The organism is Pantoea sp. X-Soil-OKNW-713 (assembly GCF_059730685.1).
Genome location: NZ_AP035995.1, coordinates 2,606,420 through 2,626,102 on the forward strand (window position 1 = coordinate 2,606,420; position 19,683 = coordinate 2,626,102).

Consider the following 19,683-nt stretch of genomic DNA (forward strand, 5'->3'; position numbering starts at 1 on the left):
CTTTATAAGAAAAATTGCCCAAGTGTAACGCGCGGGTTGCCGCCGTAATCGTCCACTGTGTTGACCTGTTGATAGCCATGTTGAACCATCAATTCTCGCACCGCCTCGCCCTGCTGCCAGCCATGTTCCAGCAACAACCAACCGCCAGCGAGCAGCCAGTGTGGTGCCGTTGCAATAATCACCCGCAGATCGGCTAATCCCGCCTCATCGGCCACCAGCGCACTGAGCGGTTCAAACCGCACATCACCCTGCTGCAAATGATGGTCGGTAGCATCTATATAGGGGGGATTACTGGCAATCAGATCAAAACGTTGCGGGGTGAGATTGTCGAACCAATCGCTGAGGAGAAATTGTGCATTGCTGATGTGCAAACGCTGCGCGTTTTCCTGCGCCAGCGCCACGGCAGCTGCGATGCGATCACAGCCGATGACCTGACAATCAGGCCGTTCGCTGGCGAGCGCCAGCGCGATGGCTCCGGTGCCAGTACCTAAGTCAAGGAGAGTGGCGGCACGGGTCGGCAGATGAGCCAGCGCCTGCTCGACCAACACCTCGGTGTCAGGACGCGGGATCAAGGTCGCATCGCTGACGCGCAGAGGTAACGACCAGAATTCACGTTCACCCACCAGATGCGCCACCGGCTCACCCTGCGCACGTCGAGCCAGGAGCGCATTCAGTTGTTGTAACTGGTTCTCATCCAGCACTGTATCGTCAAACGCCACCAGCCAGGTACGGGATTTGCCGGTAACAAACGCCAGCAAAATTTCGGCATCGCGCTTGGGGCTGTCGCCGCCGCTCAGGGTGGCAACGGCATCCTTCAGCCAGTGGCGAATATCCATTAATCCTGTCCAGCCAGCGCGGCCAACTGGTCGGCCTGGTATTCCTGCACGATAGGCTCAATCAGGCTATCCAGCTTGCCTTCCATCGTCTCATCCAGACGATAGATGGTCAGGTTAATGCGGTGATCGGTAACGCGCCCCTGCGGGAAGTTGTAAGTACGGATACGGTCCGAACGGTCGCCGCTGCCCAGCAGGTTACGACGAGTGGACGCTTCCGCTTCATGGCGTTTTGCCATCTCCGCCGCGTGAATACGCGCGCCCAGCACTGCCAACGCTTTAGCTTTGTTTTTATGCTGCGAACGCTCATCCTGACACTCCACCACAATGCCGGTCGGCAGGTGGGTAATACGGATGGCGGAATCAGTGGTGTTAACGTGCTGACCACCCGCACCGGAGGAGCGGAAGGTATCAATTTTCAGGTCGCTGGGGTTGATATCCGGCAGCTCGGCTTCCGGCAGTTCCGGCATTACCGCCACCGTACAGGCCGAGGTGTGAATACGCCCCTGTGATTCGGTTTCCGGCACACGCTGTACGCGATGACCACCCGATTCGAACTTGAAACGACCATAGGCACCATCACCCGTCACACGGGCGATGACTTCTTTATACCCGCCATGCTCACCGTCATTGCTGCTGATAATTTCCACTTGCCAGCGGCGAGACTCGGCATAACGGCTGTACATGCGGAACAGGTCGCCGGCAAAAATTGCCGCTTCATCGCCACCGGTACCAGCACGCACTTCGACAAAGCACGGACGCTCATCATCAGGATCTTTCGGCAGCAACAATACCTGTAGCTGCTGCTCCAGCACTTCACGTTTTTCGCGTGCGGTTTTCAGTTCATCCTGCGCCATCTCGCGCATTTCAGGATCGTCGAGCAACATCTCCGCTGTCTCAACATCTTCCTGCACCTGCTGCCATTCACGGAAACAGCGGGTCACATCAGACAGTTGCGCATATTCGCGCGAGAGGGCACGGAAACGATCCTGATCGGCGATCACGCCAGCATCGCCCAGCAGGGCTTCCACTTCTTCGTGGCGTTCCTGGAGAGCTTCCAGCTTGGCAACAATAGAGGTCTTCATGTAATTGAGGGTATCCCGTAAAAGGTCGTGACAGCCTAATCGAGACCGAGGCTGTCACGTAAGATTTGCAGGCGTTCGCTGTCGCCATCGCGCGCGGCCTGCTGTAGTGATTTGGTTGGAGCGTGAATTAAACGATTGGTAAGTTTGTGCGCCAGTTCCTGCAACACTTTTTCGGCATCCGCTCCCTGACGCAGTGCGGCCAGCGCGCGCTCCTGCAATTCAAGGCGTACATCATCGGCCTGCGAGCGATATTCACGAATGGTGTCGACCGCGCTTTGCGCACGCAGCCAGGCCATAAATTCGCCGCTTTCCTGCACCACGATGCTTTCAGCCTGCACCGCCGCAGCTTTACGCTGGGCCATGTTCTGCTCAATGATCGCCTGAAGGTCATCCACGCTGTACAGGTAAGCATTGGCGAGCTTGCCGACTTCCGGCTCCACATCGCGCGGTACTGCGATATCCACCAGCAGCATCGGCTGGTTACGGCGGGCTTTCAATGCACGCTCGACCATGCCTTTACCAATAATCGGCAACGGGCTCGCGGTGGAAGAAATAATAATATCAGCATCAGCCAGTCGCGAATCGATATCCGCCAACCCGATGACCTCTGCCCCGACCTCATCAGCCAGCAACTGCGCGCGTTCACGCGTGCGGTTGGCAATCATCAGCTTTTGCACATGATGCTCACGCAAATGACGCGCGACCAATTCAATCGTTTCGCCCGCGCCCACCAGCAACACGTTAACCGTGCTGAGAGATTCGAAAATTTGACGTGCCAGAGAACAGGCGGCAAACGCCACAGATACCGCACTGGCACCGATTTCAGTTTCTGTGCGCACCCGTTTGGCGACGGAGAAGGTTTTCTGGAACATCCGTTCCAGTTCACTGGACAACGCCTGACCACGTTGTGAATCGGCAAAGGCTTTTTTTACCTGGCCGAGAATCTGCGGCTCACCCAGCACTAAAGAATCCAGACCACTGGCAACACGCATCAGATGGCTGACTGCCGCGTTGTCCTGATGCCAGTACAGGCTCTTACGCACATCTTCTTCACGCAGTTGGTGATAGTCACACAACCAGCGCACCAGCTTCTCCTGCAAATCGGCCTGCTGCTCTACGCTGAGGTAGAGTTCAGTGCGATTACAGGTGGAAAGCACCACTCCGCTTTGCACCATCGGCTGGGACAGCAGGCTGCTAAGCGCCTGATCCAGCGTGTCCGGCGTGAACGAAACACGTTCGCGCAGTGCAACGGGTGCGGTTTTATGGTTGATTCCGAGAGCGAGCAGCGTCATGGTGGTTCTGGTTGGGATATCCCAATTATTGTCAGGGTTTTGTGAAGCGCATTCTACAAGATGCCACAGATCAAGAAAAGCCATACAAAGCCTATGACTGTAATAAGATTAAACTGATCGTGCGCAATAATCGGTACAACAGCATTGACGGCTTAGATGCGGATGGTTAGCGTTACCGGTTACGAAGTAAAAACCTGTCTGAGGAGATGACCAGGTGATGCCTATGCCTTCGCGCAAGCTGTTGCGCCTTTTACCCCTTGCCAGCGTATTGCTGGCTGCCTGTAGCGTCAACAAACCGCAGGGACCAGGCCCAAGCACCACCGCACCCCAGTGGCAGCAACATCAGCAGGCGGTGGCTAAAGTCAGCCATTATGAGACACGCGGTGCCTTCGCCTATATTTCTGACCGTCAGAAGGTGTATGCCCGCTTTAACTGGCAGCAAACTGCCGCTGACCGTTATCGTTTGCTACTGACCAATCCGCTGGGCAGCACCGAGTTACAACTTGATGCCCAGGGTTCCGTGGTGCAGGTGGTCGATAACAAGGGCAAACGCTATGTCAGCAATGACGCTGAAAAGATGATTTCTCAGCTCACCGGGATGGACATCCCCCTCGCCAACCTGCGTCAGTGGATGATGGGTCTGCCCGGCGATGCCAGCGACTATCAGTTAAACGACCAGTATCAATTGCAGAGCCTGAATTACAGCCGTAACGGCCAGCAATGGCACGTTGCCATCTCAGATTATGACAGCAAAGTCACCCCTCCTCTGCCTGCCAATCTGGAGCTGACCGAAGGTGGACAGCGTATTAAGCTGCGGATGGATAGCTGGACCGTACAATGATTACCTCCTGGCCTGCCCCGGCAAAGCTGAATTTATTTCTTTACATCACCGGCCGTCGTCCTGACGGCTATCACAACCTGCAAACCCTGTTTCAGTTTTTAGATTACGGCGATACGCTGACCATCACCCCGGATAGCAGCGGCAACATTCGTCTGTTGACACCGTTAGCGGGTGTGCCGGATGAACACAACCTGATCGTTCGTGCCGCTCGTGCCCTGATACATGCGGCTGAAGCACGCGGTACGTTACCGCCCCAGGCCGGTGCGGCGATTGCGCTGGAAAAGCGGCTGCCAATGGGAGGAGGCCTGGGTGGCGGCTCGTCGGATGCGGCGACAGTGTTGGTGGCGCTGAATCATTTGTGGCAAACGCGACTTAGCGTAGATGAGCTGGCAACCCTTGGCGTACGACTCGGTGCCGACGTTCCGGTGTTTGTGCGCGGTCATGCCGCCTTTGCGGAAGGCGTAGGTGAACAATTGCAACCCGCAGAGCCAGATGAAAAATGGTATCTGGTTGCGCATCCTGGCGTAAGTATCGCCACCCCGGTCATTTTTGGCGATCCTGAACTGACGCGCGATTCACCGATACGCTCACTTGATGAACTTTTGCAGCGCCCTTTCCACAATGATTGTGAGTCTGTGGCAAGAAAACGTTTTCGCGAGGTTGATGAGCTGGTTTCCTGGCTGCTAGAATACGCGCCGTCGCGCCTGACTGGGACCGGGGCCTGTGTGTTTGCTGAATTTAACACCGAATCCGAAGCTCGTCAGGTGCTGGAGCTTGCCCCGGAATGGATACGAGGATTTGTGGCGCGCGGGCTGAATGTCTCGCCGTTACAGCGTACTCTTTCCGGGATTTAAGCGTATGCGTGACTGTGTCACCCCTGTTCCAGGCACAGCACGCGACGCATCAACACACCTGTCTGAACACGCTTTGCGATATTCGCCGGTTATCGCAACGTCGTTCATTCGCTGGACGCAAAGCCTGAGGTTCTTCTCGTGCCTGATATGAAGCTATTTGCTGGTAACGCCACCCCGGAACTAGCACAACGTATTGCCAACCGCCTTTACACCAGCCTCGGAGACGCCGCTGTCGGTCGTTTCAGCGACGGTGAAGTGAGTGTACAGATTAACGAAAATGTACGCGGTGGTGATATTTTCATCATCCAGTCCACCTGTGCCCCCACCAACGATAATCTGATGGAGCTGGTAGTGATGGTCGACGCGCTGCGTCGGGCTTCTGCTGGTCGTATTACTGCCGTTATCCCCTACTTTGGCTATGCCCGTCAGGACCGCCGTGTGCGTTCCGCGCGTGTGCCGATTACCGCTAAAGTAGTCGCGGATTTCCTTTCCAGCGTTGGTGTTGACCGTGTTTTGACGGTTGACCTGCACGCCGAGCAGATCCAGGGCTTCTTTGATGTCCCGGTAGACAACGTATTTGGCAGCCCGATCCTGCTGGAAGATATGTTGCAAATTGGTCTGGAGAACCCGATTGTCGTTTCTCCTGACATTGGTGGTGTGGTGCGCGCCCGTGCCATCGCCAAACTGCTTAACGACACTGACATGGCTATCATCGATAAACGTCGCCCGCGTGCTAACGTTTCTCAGGTGATGCACATCATCGGTGACGTCGCTGGCCGTGACTGTGTACTGGTCGACGATATGATCGACACCGGCGGTACGCTGTGCAAAGCGGCTGAAGCGCTGAAAGAGCGTGGCGCGAAACGCGTTTTCGCTTACGCCACTCACCCGATCTTCTCCGGTAACGCGGTGGAAAATCTGCGCAAGTCAGTGATCGATCAGGTGATTGTCTGCGACACCATCCCACTGTCTGACGAGATGAAATCTCTGCCGAACGTACGTACTTTGACGTTGTCCGGTATGCTGGCCGAAGCGATTCGTCGTATCAGCAACGAAGAATCCATTTCAGCCATGTTCGAGCATTAATCGAACGAAACCGGGCCACCTCTGGCCCGGTTTTATTTCCCTGCCACACGTTTAAGTTCAGTTACCGATTAAGCCGCTTCGGGCGCAGATATTTTCGCGATAATTTTCGTTAAAATTCGCTATTCGCGTTGCCATTCACTGTTTTCAACTAACACTACTATCCGGACTTTAGCCGTCCAGGGTTTAGTGGTATTTTTCACCACACTTTTTTTGAGAACTCCGACCACTATGGCTCTCGACATCTACACACTTTTTGTTTGCGAGCTCTATGTCCTGGGGTTTTTAAGCATCATTATGGTATTTGCCTGGATTGGCTCACAATATGATCGGGTACTGGGTTTCACCACTCTGACGCTGGTGTTAACCCTTACAGCCGTGTTTCTGAGCAGCCTGCGTGCCGCAGGATTACAGTTCCTGCCCATTGCGGTGGGTAATGTGGTGATGATGCTGGCTTATGGCAACCTGTTAAATGCTTTCCGGGTGTTTTGTAAAAAACCGCTTGGCATGAGCTGGCTGGCGGGGGCATTGCTATGGGCGATTCTGTGTATTTTCCCGGCGTTTTACTTCAGTCTGCCAAAACGTGTTTTGGTCGTTTGTCTGCTGTGCATCATCTACACCGGCGCATTGATTCAGCTGCTGTGGCGGGCACGCGCCGCGCTCACCGTCACCTTCTGGCCCGCGCAGATGTTGTTGTGGATACATTTGCTGTTTCACGTCGCACGAATTTTCTTTGATGACGCCGTTGCCACCCCGGTGCATGGTGCAATTGGTGGTTCCAGTTTTTCCGTGTACGTCATGCTTGAATCGATTTTGTTCGTTATTGGCCTGACGTTTACGATTCTGGCGATGGTCAATGAACGTACCCAGATCGCCCATAAACTGGCATCACTGCACGATCCCTTAACCAGTGTGTGGAACCGCCGCGCATTATTCGAGCAGGCGGAAAAAATCATCGCCCGACGCTTACGGCAACAACAACCCTTCACGGCGATATTATTCGATCTCGACCATTTCAAAAGCATTAACGATCGCTACGGCCACCAACAAGGTGATCGGGTATTAATTGATTTTTGCCAGATTGCCCAAGCGTTATTGCCTGACGAGGGGCAGTTTGCCCGGTTGGGAGGTGAAGAGTTTGCCGCCATATTGCCCGGCGACAGTGAGCAGGCACAATTGGTATGTGAACGTATTCGCGTCGCAACGCAGTTATCGCTGCCGGATAATATCAGCTACACCGTCAGTATCGGCTATGCAACATCCAGCAAGGAAGAACTCCACTTCGCGACATTACTGGCATTGGCTGATGAGGCGTTGTATCGCGCAAAAGCCAGCGGCCGTAACCGTACTGAACAATATCTGACACAGTTACAGCCGTTGAATCAGGCTACGCTGGTGTAGTCTTATGGGTGATGCGTGTTACGACGGCAACGTTTATCACCGTAGTGGCGCAACCAAAAATAGCGGTCTTCCACTTTTTCCCGCCCACTGACACGCGCACCCACCAGCCAGAGCAGCGCACCAATAAAGATGCTAAACATTGCGCCATGCGCCAGGAATTGCGGCAGATTTAACGAAGGTATTTGATTGATGATCGAGTAACCGACGCCAAGCACCATGGTGAGTAAACCGAGACACATCAGGCCATTACCGATATAACGAGAGTGATGACGTTTCATAATTCACCTCCATCCTTTTTTAGTAATGCCAAAAACAGCACATAACGTTAACTTGCTATAAGTTTAGGCAATGACCCGGGGTTAAGATGCGTGCATGATCACACATCTTTCACAATCCTGACGAAACTTTACCGCTTATCGGGTTGATTTCGATAGAAAATGATAAATAACGTAGCGGCACTATTCACGGTCTGCGCCCTTTGTCATCTCCCCTGTCAGGCAGTAAACTAACGCCCTTTCGATTTCGAGACAGGATAATCATCGTGAGCAGCATTAAACTGATTGTGGGACTGGCTAATCCCGGCGCGGAATATGCCGCTACGCGCCATAACGCAGGTGCCTGGTATGTGGATCTGCTGGCAGAGCGCAACAATCAGTCTCTGAAAGACGAACCCAAATTCTTTGGTTACACCGCTCGCTTATCGCTGGCGGGCGAAGATGTGCGGCTACTGGTCCCCACCACTTTTATGAACCTGAGTGGGAAGGCGGTCGCAGCAATGGCGACGTTCTACCGCATCGCGCCAGAGGAAATTTTAGTGGCACACGATGAACTGGACCTGCCTCCTGGCGTGGCGAAGTTTAAACAGGGTGGCGGCCACGGTGGTCATAACGGTCTGAAAGACATCATCAGCAAGCTGGGTAACAACAATAATTTTCACCGTTTACGGGTCGGCATTGGTCATCCGGGCGATCGCAATAAAGTGACCGGATTTGTACTGGGTAAACCTCCTGCCAGTGAACAGAAGCTGATCGATGATGCCGTAGATGAAGCGGTGCGCTGTACGGAACTGTGGCTGAAAGAAGATAAGATTAAGGCAATGAACCGTCTGCACGCCTTCAAAGCCGGTTAAGGCCAAATCCCGCGCCGCAGACCGGGAAATCTGTGTATAATGCGCGAAATTTTTTGAATCGTCAGCGTTGCCGGTCAACGCTGCACACTCAGCGAGAAAGGTAATCAGATCATGGGATTTAAATGCGGTATTGTGGGCCTGCCGAACGTCGGTAAATCCACCCTGTTCAACGCGCTGACCAAAGCGGGTATCGAAGCAGCCAACTTTCCGTTCTGCACCATCGAGCCAAACACCGGTGTCGTTCCAATGCCCGATCTGCGCCTTGACCAACTGAGCGAGATCGTGAAGCCACAGCGCGTTGTGCCGACCACCATGGAGTTCGTTGATATCGCCGGTCTGGTGGAAGGTGCTTCTAAAGGTGAAGGCCTGGGCAACAAATTCCTGACCAATATCCGTGAAACGGATGCCATCGGCCATGTGGTTCGCTGCTTCGAAAATGAGAACATCATTCACGTCGCGGGCAAAGTTAACCCGGCGGAAGATATCGATATCATCAATACCGAACTGGCGCTGTCGGATCTCGACACCTGTGAACGTGCTATCCAGCGTGTACAGAAGAAAGCCAAAGGCGGCGACAAAGACGCCAAAGCTGAGTTGGCGGCACTGGAGAAGTGTCTGCCGCATCTGGAAAATGCCGGGATGCTGCGCTCACTGAATCTGGATGCTGATGAGAAAGCGGCTATTCGTTATCTCAGCTTCCTGACGCTGAAACCCACCATGTACATTGCCAACGTTAACGAAGATGGCTTCGAGAACAATCCTTATCTCGACCAGGTTCGTGCGATTGCCGACGCAGAAGGTTCAGTGGTTGTGCCGGTTTGCGCCGCAGTGGAATCCGATATCGCTGAACTGGAAGATGATGAGCGTGCGGAGTTTATGGCTGAGATGGGTCTGGAAGAACCCGGTCTGAACCGCGTGATTCGCGCTGGTTATACTCTGCTGAACCTGCAAACTTACTTCACCGCCGGTGTAAAAGAAGTGCGTGCCTGGACGATCCCGGTCGGTGCCACTGCACCGCAGGCGGCTGGTAAAATCCATACCGACTTCGAGAAAGGTTTTATCCGTGCCCAGACTATCGCGTTTGATGACTTTATCGCTTACAAAGGCGAACAAGGCGCGAAAGAAGCAGGAAAAATGCGTTCTGAAGGTAAAGAATACATCGTTAAAGATGGCGATGTAATGAACTTCCTGTTTAACGTCTGATTATTTTCAGCAACAGACGTTAATTAAAAGCCCATGCATGTGCATGGGCTTTTTTATTCAATCAACAATACCACTTCGGTTTGTCAATTATCTTCAATGGCAGTTTACTGATTAAATACACTCGAGGGAATCTCCTCAGCGTTCGCCAGAACATTCTCTATTCAATCTCACACGCCCTTGTTATACCTTAAAGCCGAATTTATTCTGGCACTTACCTGCCATATTCATTCAATCGAAATAACATTTAAAAGAGACATGCAATTTTTTGGCCTGGGTGATCAGACCTGTTGCAATTTACATTAATTATCCTCTGATTGGAAAGTGAAGTGAATCACATTGAAATAACGCCTGCCCAGGTTGGCCATCGTTTATTATTGTTGGCAGGTGCACGCATCCTGTTGCAGTTGCGGAAGGATGGGAGTTGGGGACTGCCTGGAGGATGGCTGGAACCCGGCGAACCACCGGAACAAACGGTGAGACGAGAAGTAAAAGAAGAAACTAACCTGGATGTGCATCGAATACAGCTATTGGGTTATTTTTCCGGGCCTGAATACACTTTCAGTCAGATAAATAAAGAGCATAACGATGTAGTCACTGCTCTCTATCGGGTTGATGAATGGTCCGGCGTGATGATCCATGATCCCAGCGAAAGTGATGGGCTGACTTTTTTTTCCTCCGAAGAATTGCCCATTAATATGACTGAAGAGTATCGGCACTATATCCGTTGCTATTTGTCACATCAGCGATAATTGTTTTCCCAACGTAAAAATCCACGCTTGCGCGTGGATTTTTTTGGGTGGATTAGCTTACTTAATTCCCATCGCATCTTTCAGGGTGAAGAACAGGTCCGTCTGGTCAGTCAGACCAACCACATTCGCCGCATGCGGGCCATAGGCAGCAATACGCAACTGCGTACCGGTATGCTCCTGTGAATCTTCTTCTGAGTTACCGTAACTGATGGTCATCACCGCGCCATCTTTGGTGTTCAGAGCCTGAGTCAAGCCTGGTGCTTTGGTACCATTTTCTACGATCTGGCTACTGTGCGCGTGATCTGCCGTCACCACGACCAGGGTATTGCCATGCTCGCGAGCAAAAGCCAGTGCCTGTTGTACCGCTTCATCAAGGTCAACGGTTTCACCAATTTGCCCACAAGGATTAGCGGCATGATCCTGTTTATCAATGGAGGCACCTTCAACTTGCAGGAAGAAGCCCTTGTCATTTTTGCTCAACAGATCCAGCGCTTTTTTGGTCATCTGCGCCAGTGTTGGCGTACTGGACGGACGATCCTTATTCACTTCACAGGTGACTACCGGCTTATCAAGATTGCCGTGATAACTGGCTTTCGGCCCCTGCCAGCGCACTGGCATATTGCCTTCAGAGAACAGCCCTAACAACGGTTTACGCTGGTCCGCCTGCTGGACCGCATTCATGCCGTCGAGATTATCTACCAGTTGATAACCTCGTGCCTGCGCCTGCTCACGCAGGGTTTTACCCTGATATTCACCTGCCTTCGCCACTTCGCTGAAGGTCCTGGCACCGCCACCCAGCGTGACATCCGCACGAGTTTTCAGCATCTGCTCGGTGATGGAACCTTTGCCACCCTGCTCCAGCGCGTTGCTCGGGCATAGCTCGCTGGTTTTTTCCGGGCCATAGCATTTACGTGAAGTGACATGAGCGATCAACGCCGCAGGTGTTGCATCCTGTAGCTCCGCAGTTGAAACGTTACCGGTGGCCTTACCGGCAGCTTTCGCCAGTTCCAGCAGCGTGGTTTGGTCTTTCCCATTCACATCGACGCCAATCGCGCCATTATAGGATTTGGTCCCCGTGGCCCACGCGGTCGCAGACGCTGCTGAATCCGTGACGTAGTTCGGTTTGTGGGTTTTCTTATCCAGCGAGTAATGGGTGTACTGACCGGTTAAAGGTAAGGCATCAATCCCGGGGAAAAAGCCGCCTGCGCCCATTGCCTGATTACGTGCAGCAGTGATTTCTGAGTCCCCCATGCCGTCACCGATCAACAGAATGACATTCTTCGCCGTATTGTTGCTCAGAGAAGCTTTGAGCGCTTCCGTTTGATCACCGGTCAGTCGACGCGCACCACCATGCTGAGTCAGGTCACCGGTGGCGGCGCGCGAGTAGCTGGTTGCATCAGCAAGTGCTGCCGTCGCGAACAATGAAGTGATAAGCGGAACCGTAATCAAAGGTATCTTTTTCATTTATAAGCATCCTTATTCACAAATATAACCAAATGTTTCCGCTGACAAGTCTGCGACAATGCCGTGACACTTTTGTGACTGGCACGCAATATTTTGATGACAGGATCGGCAAAACGAACAAGGCTAATGCAATCCGCTCAGAGCTTAAGCGAATAGAAAAAAAGGAGAAAATAGAGCTTGACCCTTTTCAGCTAACTCCCTATAGTAGCGCCCCGTTGACCCGCTGAGGTTGGCAAACAAAATGTGGTGAGGTGTCCGAGTGGCTGAAGGAGCACGCCTGGAAAGTGTGTATACGGCAACGTATCGGGGGTTCGAATCCCCCCCTCACCGCCATCATTCTGAAGAAGAGTCTGAACTAACGTTCAGACTTTTTTTTTGCCCGTGCACCATACGTTGTGCACAAAAAAACCCGGCCGCAGCCGGGTTTTGTGTATCAAATCTCAATGGTTAACTGTAAGCATGTAGCGTACGCTGACACAAGGCCGAACGGACACAGTCGTCTTTGCCAAAACGAACCACGCCGATCATCTCATCTTCTTCGAATCGTCCCAATGCATCCGCGAGTCCGGATGTCACTCCGCGCGGTAAATCGCACTGGGTAATATCGCCGTTGACGATGACGGTCACGTTCTCACCAAGACGCGTCAGGAACATCTTCATCTGCGCAGCGGTGACGTTTTGTGCCTCGTCGAGAATCACCACGGCATTTTCGAAAGTACGTCCTCGCATATAAGCGAAGGGCGCGATCTCTACCTTGCCGATTTCCGGGCGCAGGCAGTACTGCATAAAGGAAGAGCCGAGACGTTTAACCAGAACGTCGTAGACCGGTCGGAAATACGGGGCGAATTTCTCGGAAATGTCTCCGGGGAGGAAACCGAGGTCTTCATCCGCCTGTAGGACCGGGCGTGTAACGATTATCCTGTCGATATCCTTATGTATCAGGGCCTCAGCCGCTTTGGCTGCGCTAATCCAGGTTTTTCCGCAGCCCGCTTCTCCGGTCGCGAAAATAAGCTGTTTCGTTTCTATGGCTTTAAGATAGTGCGCCTGAGCATCATTTCTGGCTTCAATTGGTGAACTGTCTCGCACATCGCGTGCCATGCCAATTGCATCCAACCCACCCATCTGCACCAGCGAAGTGACCGATTCTTCTTCACGCTGACGATGACTGCGAGAGTCATTACGAAGCACTCTGCGGGCTTCACGACGCGCTTTGATCACTGCTTTCTGTCTTCCCATAGTGGCACCTTACAGTTGGTTTCATTTATCGCTTCAGGATTATCCTGTTGCGATGACGTGAACGCTTTAGAGGTTGACGTGGCTTCCTTTAGAGCCGTTTCGAGCCATTGAGAATAGTGTGCAACAACGCGCAAACGCTGTTACGCACCGGTAAGAAATATGAGATTGAAAAAGAACGAAGCTTGAAAAGTGAAGAGGAAACTTTCGAGGGAAAAAATCCCCCGCAGTGAACTGCGTATGTTGAAGGGTATTTACCTGTCCTTTGAAGGACCGAATCATGCGCGAACTCCAGTGACCTTAGCCACACATCTGACAACGCTTATGATTAAAATGCATCATATTTGCGGTAATTTGCAACAGTAATTTTACCTGGTGACCAACAAAAAGTGACCAGGCTCCGTAAGCAGTTCACAGCTTAAATTAAATTTGTTTTATTTATCATGTAATTGATTAATTCGACTGCGCATGAAGTTTTTAGGAGGATTCGGAAATCATTCTGACCAGTTAATCCAACTAAAAACATGAAAGATCGCTGCTCCGTTTTCGCAGTCTGGTCAGTGGAAAGTACATTTATTAATCAATCGGGTGTAAGAAGGAAAAAGGATGAGCTTACTGAGGTAAATGGCCTTTACCCGGCTTCTATTCTCACTGAAACGTTTCTTGTGCAAAACGTGCGACAATAAACCCGCCTCATTAATGAGGCGGGTGACATCTCGGGAGAAGGATTTATTTGGTCAGATATTCCGCTTCCGCTGCGGCAAAGCGTTGTTGAGCCATCTGCGAGGGTGCGCGGCCCAGCAGGCTAACAACGACAATCGCGATGCTGGCAAACAGGAAGCCCGGGATGATTTCATACAGACCCAGCCAGCCATATTGTTTCCACACCAATACCGTGGCGGCACCAATCACCATGCCAGCCAGAGCACCGTTGCGTGTCATACGCTGCCAGCACACACCGAACAACACCACCGGACCAAAAGCCGCACCAAAGCCCGCCCAGGCATAACTGACCAGACCGAGTACGCGGTTATCCGGGTTTGACGCCAGCGCAATGGCGATCAGCGCAATCAGCAGTACCATCAAGCGCCCAACCCATACCAACTCTTTCTGGCTGGCATTTTTGCGCAGGAAACCTTTATAGAGATCTTCCGTCAGCGCGCTGGAGCAGACCAGCAACTGACAGCTCAGGGTTGACATTACCGCCGCCAGAATGGCCGACAGCAGAATACCGGCAATCCACGGGTTAAACAGAATACGTGCCAACTCGATAAACACGCGTTCACCATTCTGGCTGACGCCGCTCGCCTGCTCCGGATGGTTCTGGAAGTAGGCAATACCGAAGAAACCGACCGCAACCGCACCCGCCAGGCACAGAATCATCCAGGTCATGCCGATACGGCGCGCCGTTCGGATGGAGCGATGCGAATCAGCCGCCATAAAGCGCGCCAGAATATGGGGCTGACCAAAGTATCCCAGCCCCCAGCCCAGCAGCGACACAATCGCCACAAAATTCAGGCCTTTCAGCATATTCAGGTTTTCGAGGCTTTTCGCTTCAATCACCGCCAGTGAATCGGAGAAGCCACCCACCGCGATAATCACAATCACCGGGGTCAGGATCAGCGCGAAAATCATCAGGCTGGCCTGCACGGTATCGGTCCAGCTAACAGCCAGGAAACCGCCGACTAAGGTATACAGAATGGTTGCGGCAGCGCCCGCCCACAGCGCGGTCTGATAATCCATGCCGAAAGTGCTTTCGAACAGACGGGCACCGGCCACCACACCCGAGGCGCAGTAGATGGTAAAGAAGATAAGAATAACCAGCGCCGAGATAACGCGCAGAATCTTACTGTGATCCTCAAAACGGCTGGTAAAGAAGTCCGGCAGCGTCAGCGCATTATTATGATGCTCGGTTTGCACACGCAGGCGTCCGGCGACAATTTTCCAGTTCAGCCAGGCACCAATGGTCAGACCGATTGCAATCCAACTCTCGGAAATACCCGACAGGAAAATCGCCCCAGGCAGGCCCATCAGTAACCAGCCGCTCATGTCTGATGCACCGGCTGAAAGCGCGGTGACTACGCTTCCGAGGCTGCGCCCACCGAGAATATAGTCATCAAAGTTTTTGGTTGAACGGTAAGCAACGAAACCAATCAACACCATCCCAAGGATATATACAACAAAAGTCACCAGCATCGGTGTACTGACACTCATTTCGTCTCTCCACTTGTTATTGGATCTCCATAAAGGCGCGGTATCCTGCCGCAAAGCGGCGTCTGGCACAATGCCTTTGAATACGCGGAGTTAACGACGTTTCACAGGTTGTGATCGGGGCAACAGCGGGTTGCACCGAAATAAACCTCCAGCAGATGAGTTGCAACCCTGGCGAGAATTTTGCAACAGACATCCTACTAACGACATGGCACACATTTAACACGGTTGCACAAAGTTGCAACATGGGTAATAGTGCAGATCACTTCAGAACTCTCTCTACTCTTTTGAGGAACAGGCAAGCATGGGAACCACCACGATGGGGGTGAAGCTGGATGAAGCTACCCGCGATCGCATTAAACTGGCAGCACAGAAGATTGATCGCACGCCGCACTGGCTGATTAAACAGGCAATTTTTAATTACCTGACACAGCTGGAATCCGGTGACGCATTACCGGAAATTCCGCTACAACTCATCGAGGGCGCGACGGAAGAACAAACGTCAGAAGAGTCGGTGCAACCTTTCCTCGATTTTGCCGAACACATTCTGCCGCAGTCGGTGACGCGTGCAGCCATCACCGCCGCCTGGCGTCGCCCGGAAACCGATGCAGTGCCAATGCTGCTGGAACAGGCCCGTCTCCCTGCCCCACTGGCGGAGAAAACGCATCAACTGGCGTACAGCCTCGCGGATAAATTACGGCATCAGAAAGGTGCAACCGGTCGCGCCGGGATGGTGCAAAGTCTGTTGCAGGAGTTTTCCCTCTCCTCGCAGGAAGGGGTCGCGCTGATGTGTCTGGCGGAAGCCTTATTGCGTATTCCGGACAAACCCACGCGTGACGCGTTGATCCGCGACAAAATCAGCAACGGTAACTGGCAATCCCACCTCGGTCGTAGCCCGTCGATGTTCGTAAATGCCGCCACCTGGGGTCTGCTGTTCACTGGCCGTCTGGTTTCGACTCATAACGAAGCGAATTTATCGCGATCACTCAACCGGATTATTGGTAAAAGCGGCGAGCCGTTGATTCGTAAAGGCGTGGATATGGCGATGCGCCTGATGGGTGAGCAGTTCGTCACCGGCGAAACTATCGCCGAAGCCCTGGCTAATGCACGGAAACTGGAAGAGAAAGGTTTCCGTTATTCGTATGACATGCTGGGCGAAGCAGCGCTGACTGCCAGCGATGCCAAAGCCTATCTGGTGTCTTATCAGCAGGCGATCCATGCCATCGGCAAAGCGTCCAATGGCCGTGGTATTTATGAAGGTCCGGGGATCTCGATCAAACTGTCGGCACTGCATCCGCGCTACAGCCGTGCGCAATATGAACGCGTCATGGAAGAACTCTATCCAACGCTGAAATCCCTGACGCTGCTGGCTCGCTCTTATGACATCGGTATTAACATCGATGCAGAAGAAGCTGACCGCCTCGAACTGTCGCTCGATCTGCTGGAAAAACTCTGCTTCGAGCCGGAGCTGGAAGGTTGGAACGGCATTGGCTTTGTTATCCAGGCTTACCAGAAGCGTTGTCCGTTCGTCATTGATTACCTGGTCGATCTGGCACAGCGTAGCCGTCGCCGACTGATGATTCGTCTGGTGAAAGGTGCCTATTGGGACAGCGAAATCAAACGCGCCCAGATGGACGGACTGGAAGGTTATCCGGTCTATACCCGTAAGGTGTACACCGATATCTCCTATCTGGCCTGCGCACGCAAGCTGCTGGCGGTGCCGAATCTGATCTATCCGCAGTTTGCCACCCACAACGCTCACACCCTGGCGGCCATTTATCAGCTGGCAGGGAATAACTATTATCCGGGCCAGTACGAATTCCAGTGCCTGCATGGCATGGGTGAGCCGCTGTACGAACAGGTGGTGGGTAAAGTCGCCGATGGCAAACTCAATCGTCCGTGCCGTATTTATGCGCCGGTAGGTACGCACGAAACCCTGTTGGCCTATCTGGTACGTCGCCTGCTGGAAAACGGTGCCAACACTTCATTTGTTAACCGCATCGCCGATACCTCATTGCCGATTGATGAGCTGGTCGCTGACCCGGTGACGGCAGTGGAGAAAATGGGCGCCAGCGAAGGCGCAATGGGGCTGCCTCACGCCAAAATTCCGTTACCGCGTGAGCTGTACGGAGAGAAGCGTGTTAACTCTGCCGGCCTGGACCTGGCCAACGAACACCGTCTGGCCTCGCTTTCCAGTGCTTTGCTCAACAGCGCCAGCCAGCCGTGGCAGGCCCAACCGCTGATTGAAGGTGAGTTGGCTGTCGGCAGCAGCAACCCGGTACTTAACCCATCTGCGCCAGCCGATGTGGTGGGCCACGTACGTGAAGCCACCCCGCAAGAAGTCTCACAAGCACTGGATGCGGCAGTGAATGCCGGCCCGATCTGGTTCGCCACCCCACCCCAGGAGCGTGCCGCCATTCTGGAGCGCGCTGCTGAGATGATGGAAAGCCAGATGCAGCAACTGATTGGCCTGCTGGTGCGTGAGGCGGGTAAAACCTATAACAACGCCATCGCCGAAGTCCGCGAAGCGGTTGATTTCCTCTATTACTACGCCGGTATGGTGCGTGACGATTTCGACAACGAAACCCACCGTCCACTCGGCCCGGTGGTGTGTATCAGTCCGTGGAACTTCCCGCTGGCGATTTTCAGCGGGCAGATTGCCGCCGCGCTCGCCGCAGGCAACAGCGTGCTGGCGAAACCTGCCGAGCAAACGCCGCTGATTGCTGCCCAGGCGGTACAGATTATGCTGGATGCCGGTGTGCCGTCTGGCGTGTTGCAGCTGCTGCCAGGACTCGGTGAAACCGTCGGCGCACAGTTGACCGGTGATGACCGTGTGCGCGGCGTGATGTTTACCGGTTCCACCGCGGTCGCGACGCTGTTACAACGCAATCTTGCCGGACGTCTTGATCCACAGGGCCGCCCTACTCCATTGATTGCGGAAACCGGCGGCATGAACGCGATGATCGTCGATTCATCCGCACTGACTGAGCAAGTGGTGGTCGATATCGTCGCCTCCGCGTTCGACAGTGCAGGTCAGCGCTGCTCGGCGCTGCGTCTGCTGTGCGTGCAGGAAGATGTCGCCGAACACACGCTAAAAATGCTGCGCGGTGCGATGGCGGAATGTCGCATGGGCAACCCAGAACGCCTCTCGACCGACATCGGCCCGGTGATTGATGCCGAAGCCAAAGCCAATATCGAGCGCCATATTCAGGCTATGCGCAATAAAGGTTTCACCATCTACCAGGCTGCACAGGAAAATCCGCAGGACACGAAAGAGTGGGCGACCGGCACCTTTGTGAAACCGACGTTGATTGAACTGGAGCAGGTCAGCGATCTGGATAAAGAGGTCTTTGGACCGGTACTGCATGTGGTGCGTTTTGCGCGCAATAATCTGCCGCAGCTGATCGACCAGATCAATGCTTCCGGTTACGGTTTAACGCTGGGTGTGCATACGCGCATTGACGAAACCATCGCCCAGGTGACCGCAGGGGCCAAAGTCGGCAACCTCTATGTTAACCGTAATATGGTGGGTGCGGTGGTTGGCGTACAACCGTTCGGTGGTGAAGGTTTATCGGGTACCGGACCGAAAGCGGGTGGCCCGTTGTATCTGTATCGCCTGCTGGCGAACCGCCCGGATGGCGCGCTGCTCACAACGTTTGATCGTCAGGATGCTGAACGTCCGGTGGATAGCACCTTGCGTACCACCCTGCTGAGCGCACACCAGGCGTTGCAACAATGGGCGCAGGACAAACCCGAGCTGCTGGCCCTGACGCAACGCTATGACCAGTTGGCACAGGCCGGTACCGTCCGTCTGTTGCCAGGTCCTACCGGTGAGCGCAATACCTTTACTTTGCTGCCGCGTGAGCAGGTGTTGTGTATTGCCGACAACCAACAGGATGCACTGACGCAACTGGCGGCTGTCACCAGCGTCGGTAGTCAGGCGCTATGGCCGGATGACGAGCTACATCGTTCATTGCGTGCTGCCTTACCAGCGGCGGTACAGCAGCGTATTACGCTGGCAAAAGATCTGCTGGCCGCAGAGTTTGATGCGGTGATCTACCACGGTGATGCCGATCAGTTACGCAGCCTGTGCGAGCAGGTCGCAGCGCGTGAAGGTGCTATTGTTTCCGTGCAGGGCTTCGCCCGTGGGGAAACCAATTTGCTGCTGGAACGGTTGCTGATTGAGCGTTCGCTCAGCGTCAACACCGCAGCCGCCGGTGGCAACGCCAGTCTGATGACCATCGGTTAACATCATAAACAGAACATGCTTGCCCGTTATGCTGGCAAGCATGTAGAGACAAACCC

General features: G+C 53.6%; 15 protein-coding genes and 1 tRNA gene. 9 read left to right on the top strand and 7 right to left on the bottom strand.

Translation table 11 applies throughout. From position 1 onward, the window contains the following. Positions 1-2: 2 nt before the first annotated feature. Genes prmC through hemA form a run of 3 tightly spaced genes read right to left on the bottom strand, consistent with a single transcriptional unit; the run spans position 3 to position 3,210 of the window. On the bottom strand, positions 3-836 hold the full coding sequence (prmC, locus tag AC6I8R_RS12330) for a peptide chain release factor N(5)-glutamine methyltransferase (protein ID WP_415174497.1): 834 nt from the start codon (positions 834-836) through the stop codon (positions 3-5). Continuing rightward, positions 836-1,918: a peptide chain release factor 1 gene (gene prfA, locus AC6I8R_RS12335; protein ID WP_208724136.1), complete on the bottom strand. Its 1,083-nt coding sequence runs from the start codon at positions 1,916-1,918 to the stop codon at positions 836-838. Before prfA ends, prmC begins: the two co-directional genes overlap by 1 nt. A gap of 35 nt (positions 1,919-1,953) precedes the next feature. Then, on the bottom strand, positions 1,954-3,210 hold the full coding sequence (hemA, locus tag AC6I8R_RS12340; RefSeq protein WP_208724135.1) for a glutamyl-tRNA reductase: 1,257 nt from the start codon (positions 3,208-3,210) through the stop codon (positions 1,954-1,956). Between the two features lie 217 nt (positions 3,211-3,427). On the opposite strand from hemA, the gene lolB reads away from it, so the two are divergent. The 4 genes from lolB to AC6I8R_RS12360 all read left to right on the top strand — a co-directional run bounded on the left by lolB (position 3,428) and on the right by AC6I8R_RS12360 (position 7,389). Beyond that, a complete protein-coding gene (gene lolB, locus AC6I8R_RS12345; protein WP_021182913.1) occupies positions 3,428-4,051 on the top strand; it encodes a lipoprotein insertase outer membrane protein LolB in 624 nt (207 codons plus the stop codon). Further along, a complete protein-coding gene (gene ispE, locus AC6I8R_RS12350) occupies positions 4,048-4,905 on the top strand; it encodes a 4-(cytidine 5'-diphospho)-2-C-methyl-D-erythritol kinase (protein ID WP_497832392.1) in 858 nt (285 codons plus the stop codon). The genes lolB and ispE overlap by 4 nt, the downstream gene beginning before the upstream one ends. Before the next feature lie 138 nt (positions 4,906-5,043). Then, the gene (prs, locus tag AC6I8R_RS12355; protein WP_021182910.1) at positions 5,044-5,991 is read left to right on the top strand and encodes a ribose-phosphate diphosphokinase; all 948 of its coding nucleotides are present in this window, start codon (positions 5,044-5,046) and stop codon (positions 5,989-5,991) included. Positions 5,992-6,219: 228 nt separating this feature from the next. Further along, on the top strand, positions 6,220-7,389 hold the full coding sequence (locus tag AC6I8R_RS12360) for a GGDEF domain-containing protein (protein WP_497832393.1): 1,170 nt from the start codon (positions 6,220-6,222) through the stop codon (positions 7,387-7,389). 2 nt (positions 7,390-7,391) lie between these two features. Here AC6I8R_RS12360 and ychH read toward each other — a convergent pair whose 3' ends face one another. After that, complete coding sequence (gene ychH, locus AC6I8R_RS12365; protein WP_021182908.1) at positions 7,392-7,667, bottom strand: stress-induced protein YchH; 276 nt, start codon at positions 7,665-7,667, stop codon at positions 7,392-7,394. Positions 7,668-7,930: 263 nt separating this feature from the next. On the opposite strand from ychH, the gene pth reads away from it, so the two are divergent. The 3 genes from pth to AC6I8R_RS12380 all read left to right on the top strand — a co-directional run bounded on the left by pth (position 7,931) and on the right by AC6I8R_RS12380 (position 10,470). Then, entirely contained in the window at positions 7,931-8,518 is a 588-nt protein-coding gene (gene pth, locus AC6I8R_RS12370; RefSeq protein WP_013509510.1) for an aminoacyl-tRNA hydrolase, read from the top strand. Positions 8,519-8,629: 111 nt separating this feature from the next. After that, a complete protein-coding gene (gene ychF, locus AC6I8R_RS12375) occupies positions 8,630-9,721 on the top strand; it encodes a redox-regulated ATPase YchF (RefSeq protein ID WP_021182906.1) in 1,092 nt (363 codons plus the stop codon). A 326-nt stretch (positions 9,722-10,047) separates the two neighbouring features. Further along, positions 10,048-10,470: an NUDIX domain-containing protein gene (locus AC6I8R_RS12380; RefSeq protein ID WP_415174494.1), complete on the top strand. Its 423-nt coding sequence runs from the start codon at positions 10,048-10,050 to the stop codon at positions 10,468-10,470. 57 nt (positions 10,471-10,527) lie between these two features. Here AC6I8R_RS12380 and phoA read toward each other — a convergent pair whose 3' ends face one another. Further along, positions 10,528-11,934, bottom strand: a complete 1,407-nt coding sequence (gene phoA / locus AC6I8R_RS12385) for an alkaline phosphatase (RefSeq protein WP_415174493.1) — start codon at positions 11,932-11,934, stop codon at positions 10,528-10,530. 245 nt (positions 11,935-12,179) lie between these two features. On the opposite strand from phoA, the gene AC6I8R_RS12390 reads away from it, so the two are divergent. Continuing rightward, positions 12,180-12,267, top strand: a tRNA-Ser gene (locus tag AC6I8R_RS12390). Between the two features lie 114 nt (positions 12,268-12,381). On the opposite strand, the gene phoH is transcribed toward AC6I8R_RS12390, so the two are convergent. Together phoH and putP are read right to left on the bottom strand one after the other, a co-directional pair. Further along, positions 12,382-13,170, bottom strand: a complete 789-nt coding sequence (phoH, locus tag AC6I8R_RS12395; protein WP_013509516.1) for a phosphate starvation-inducible protein PhoH — start codon at positions 13,168-13,170, stop codon at positions 12,382-12,384. A gap of 726 nt (positions 13,171-13,896) precedes the next feature. Beyond that, on the bottom strand, positions 13,897-15,381 hold the full coding sequence (putP, locus tag AC6I8R_RS12400) for a sodium/proline symporter PutP (RefSeq protein WP_497832394.1): 1,485 nt from the start codon (positions 15,379-15,381) through the stop codon (positions 13,897-13,899). 301 nt (positions 15,382-15,682) lie between these two features. Here putP and putA point away from each other — a divergent pair, with 301 nt between their 5' ends. Beyond that, complete coding sequence (putA, locus tag AC6I8R_RS12405) at positions 15,683-19,627, top strand: trifunctional transcriptional regulator/proline dehydrogenase/L-glutamate gamma-semialdehyde dehydrogenase (protein WP_497832395.1); 3,945 nt, start codon at positions 15,683-15,685, stop codon at positions 19,625-19,627. The last annotated feature ends 56 nt before the right edge of the window (positions 19,628-19,683 follow it).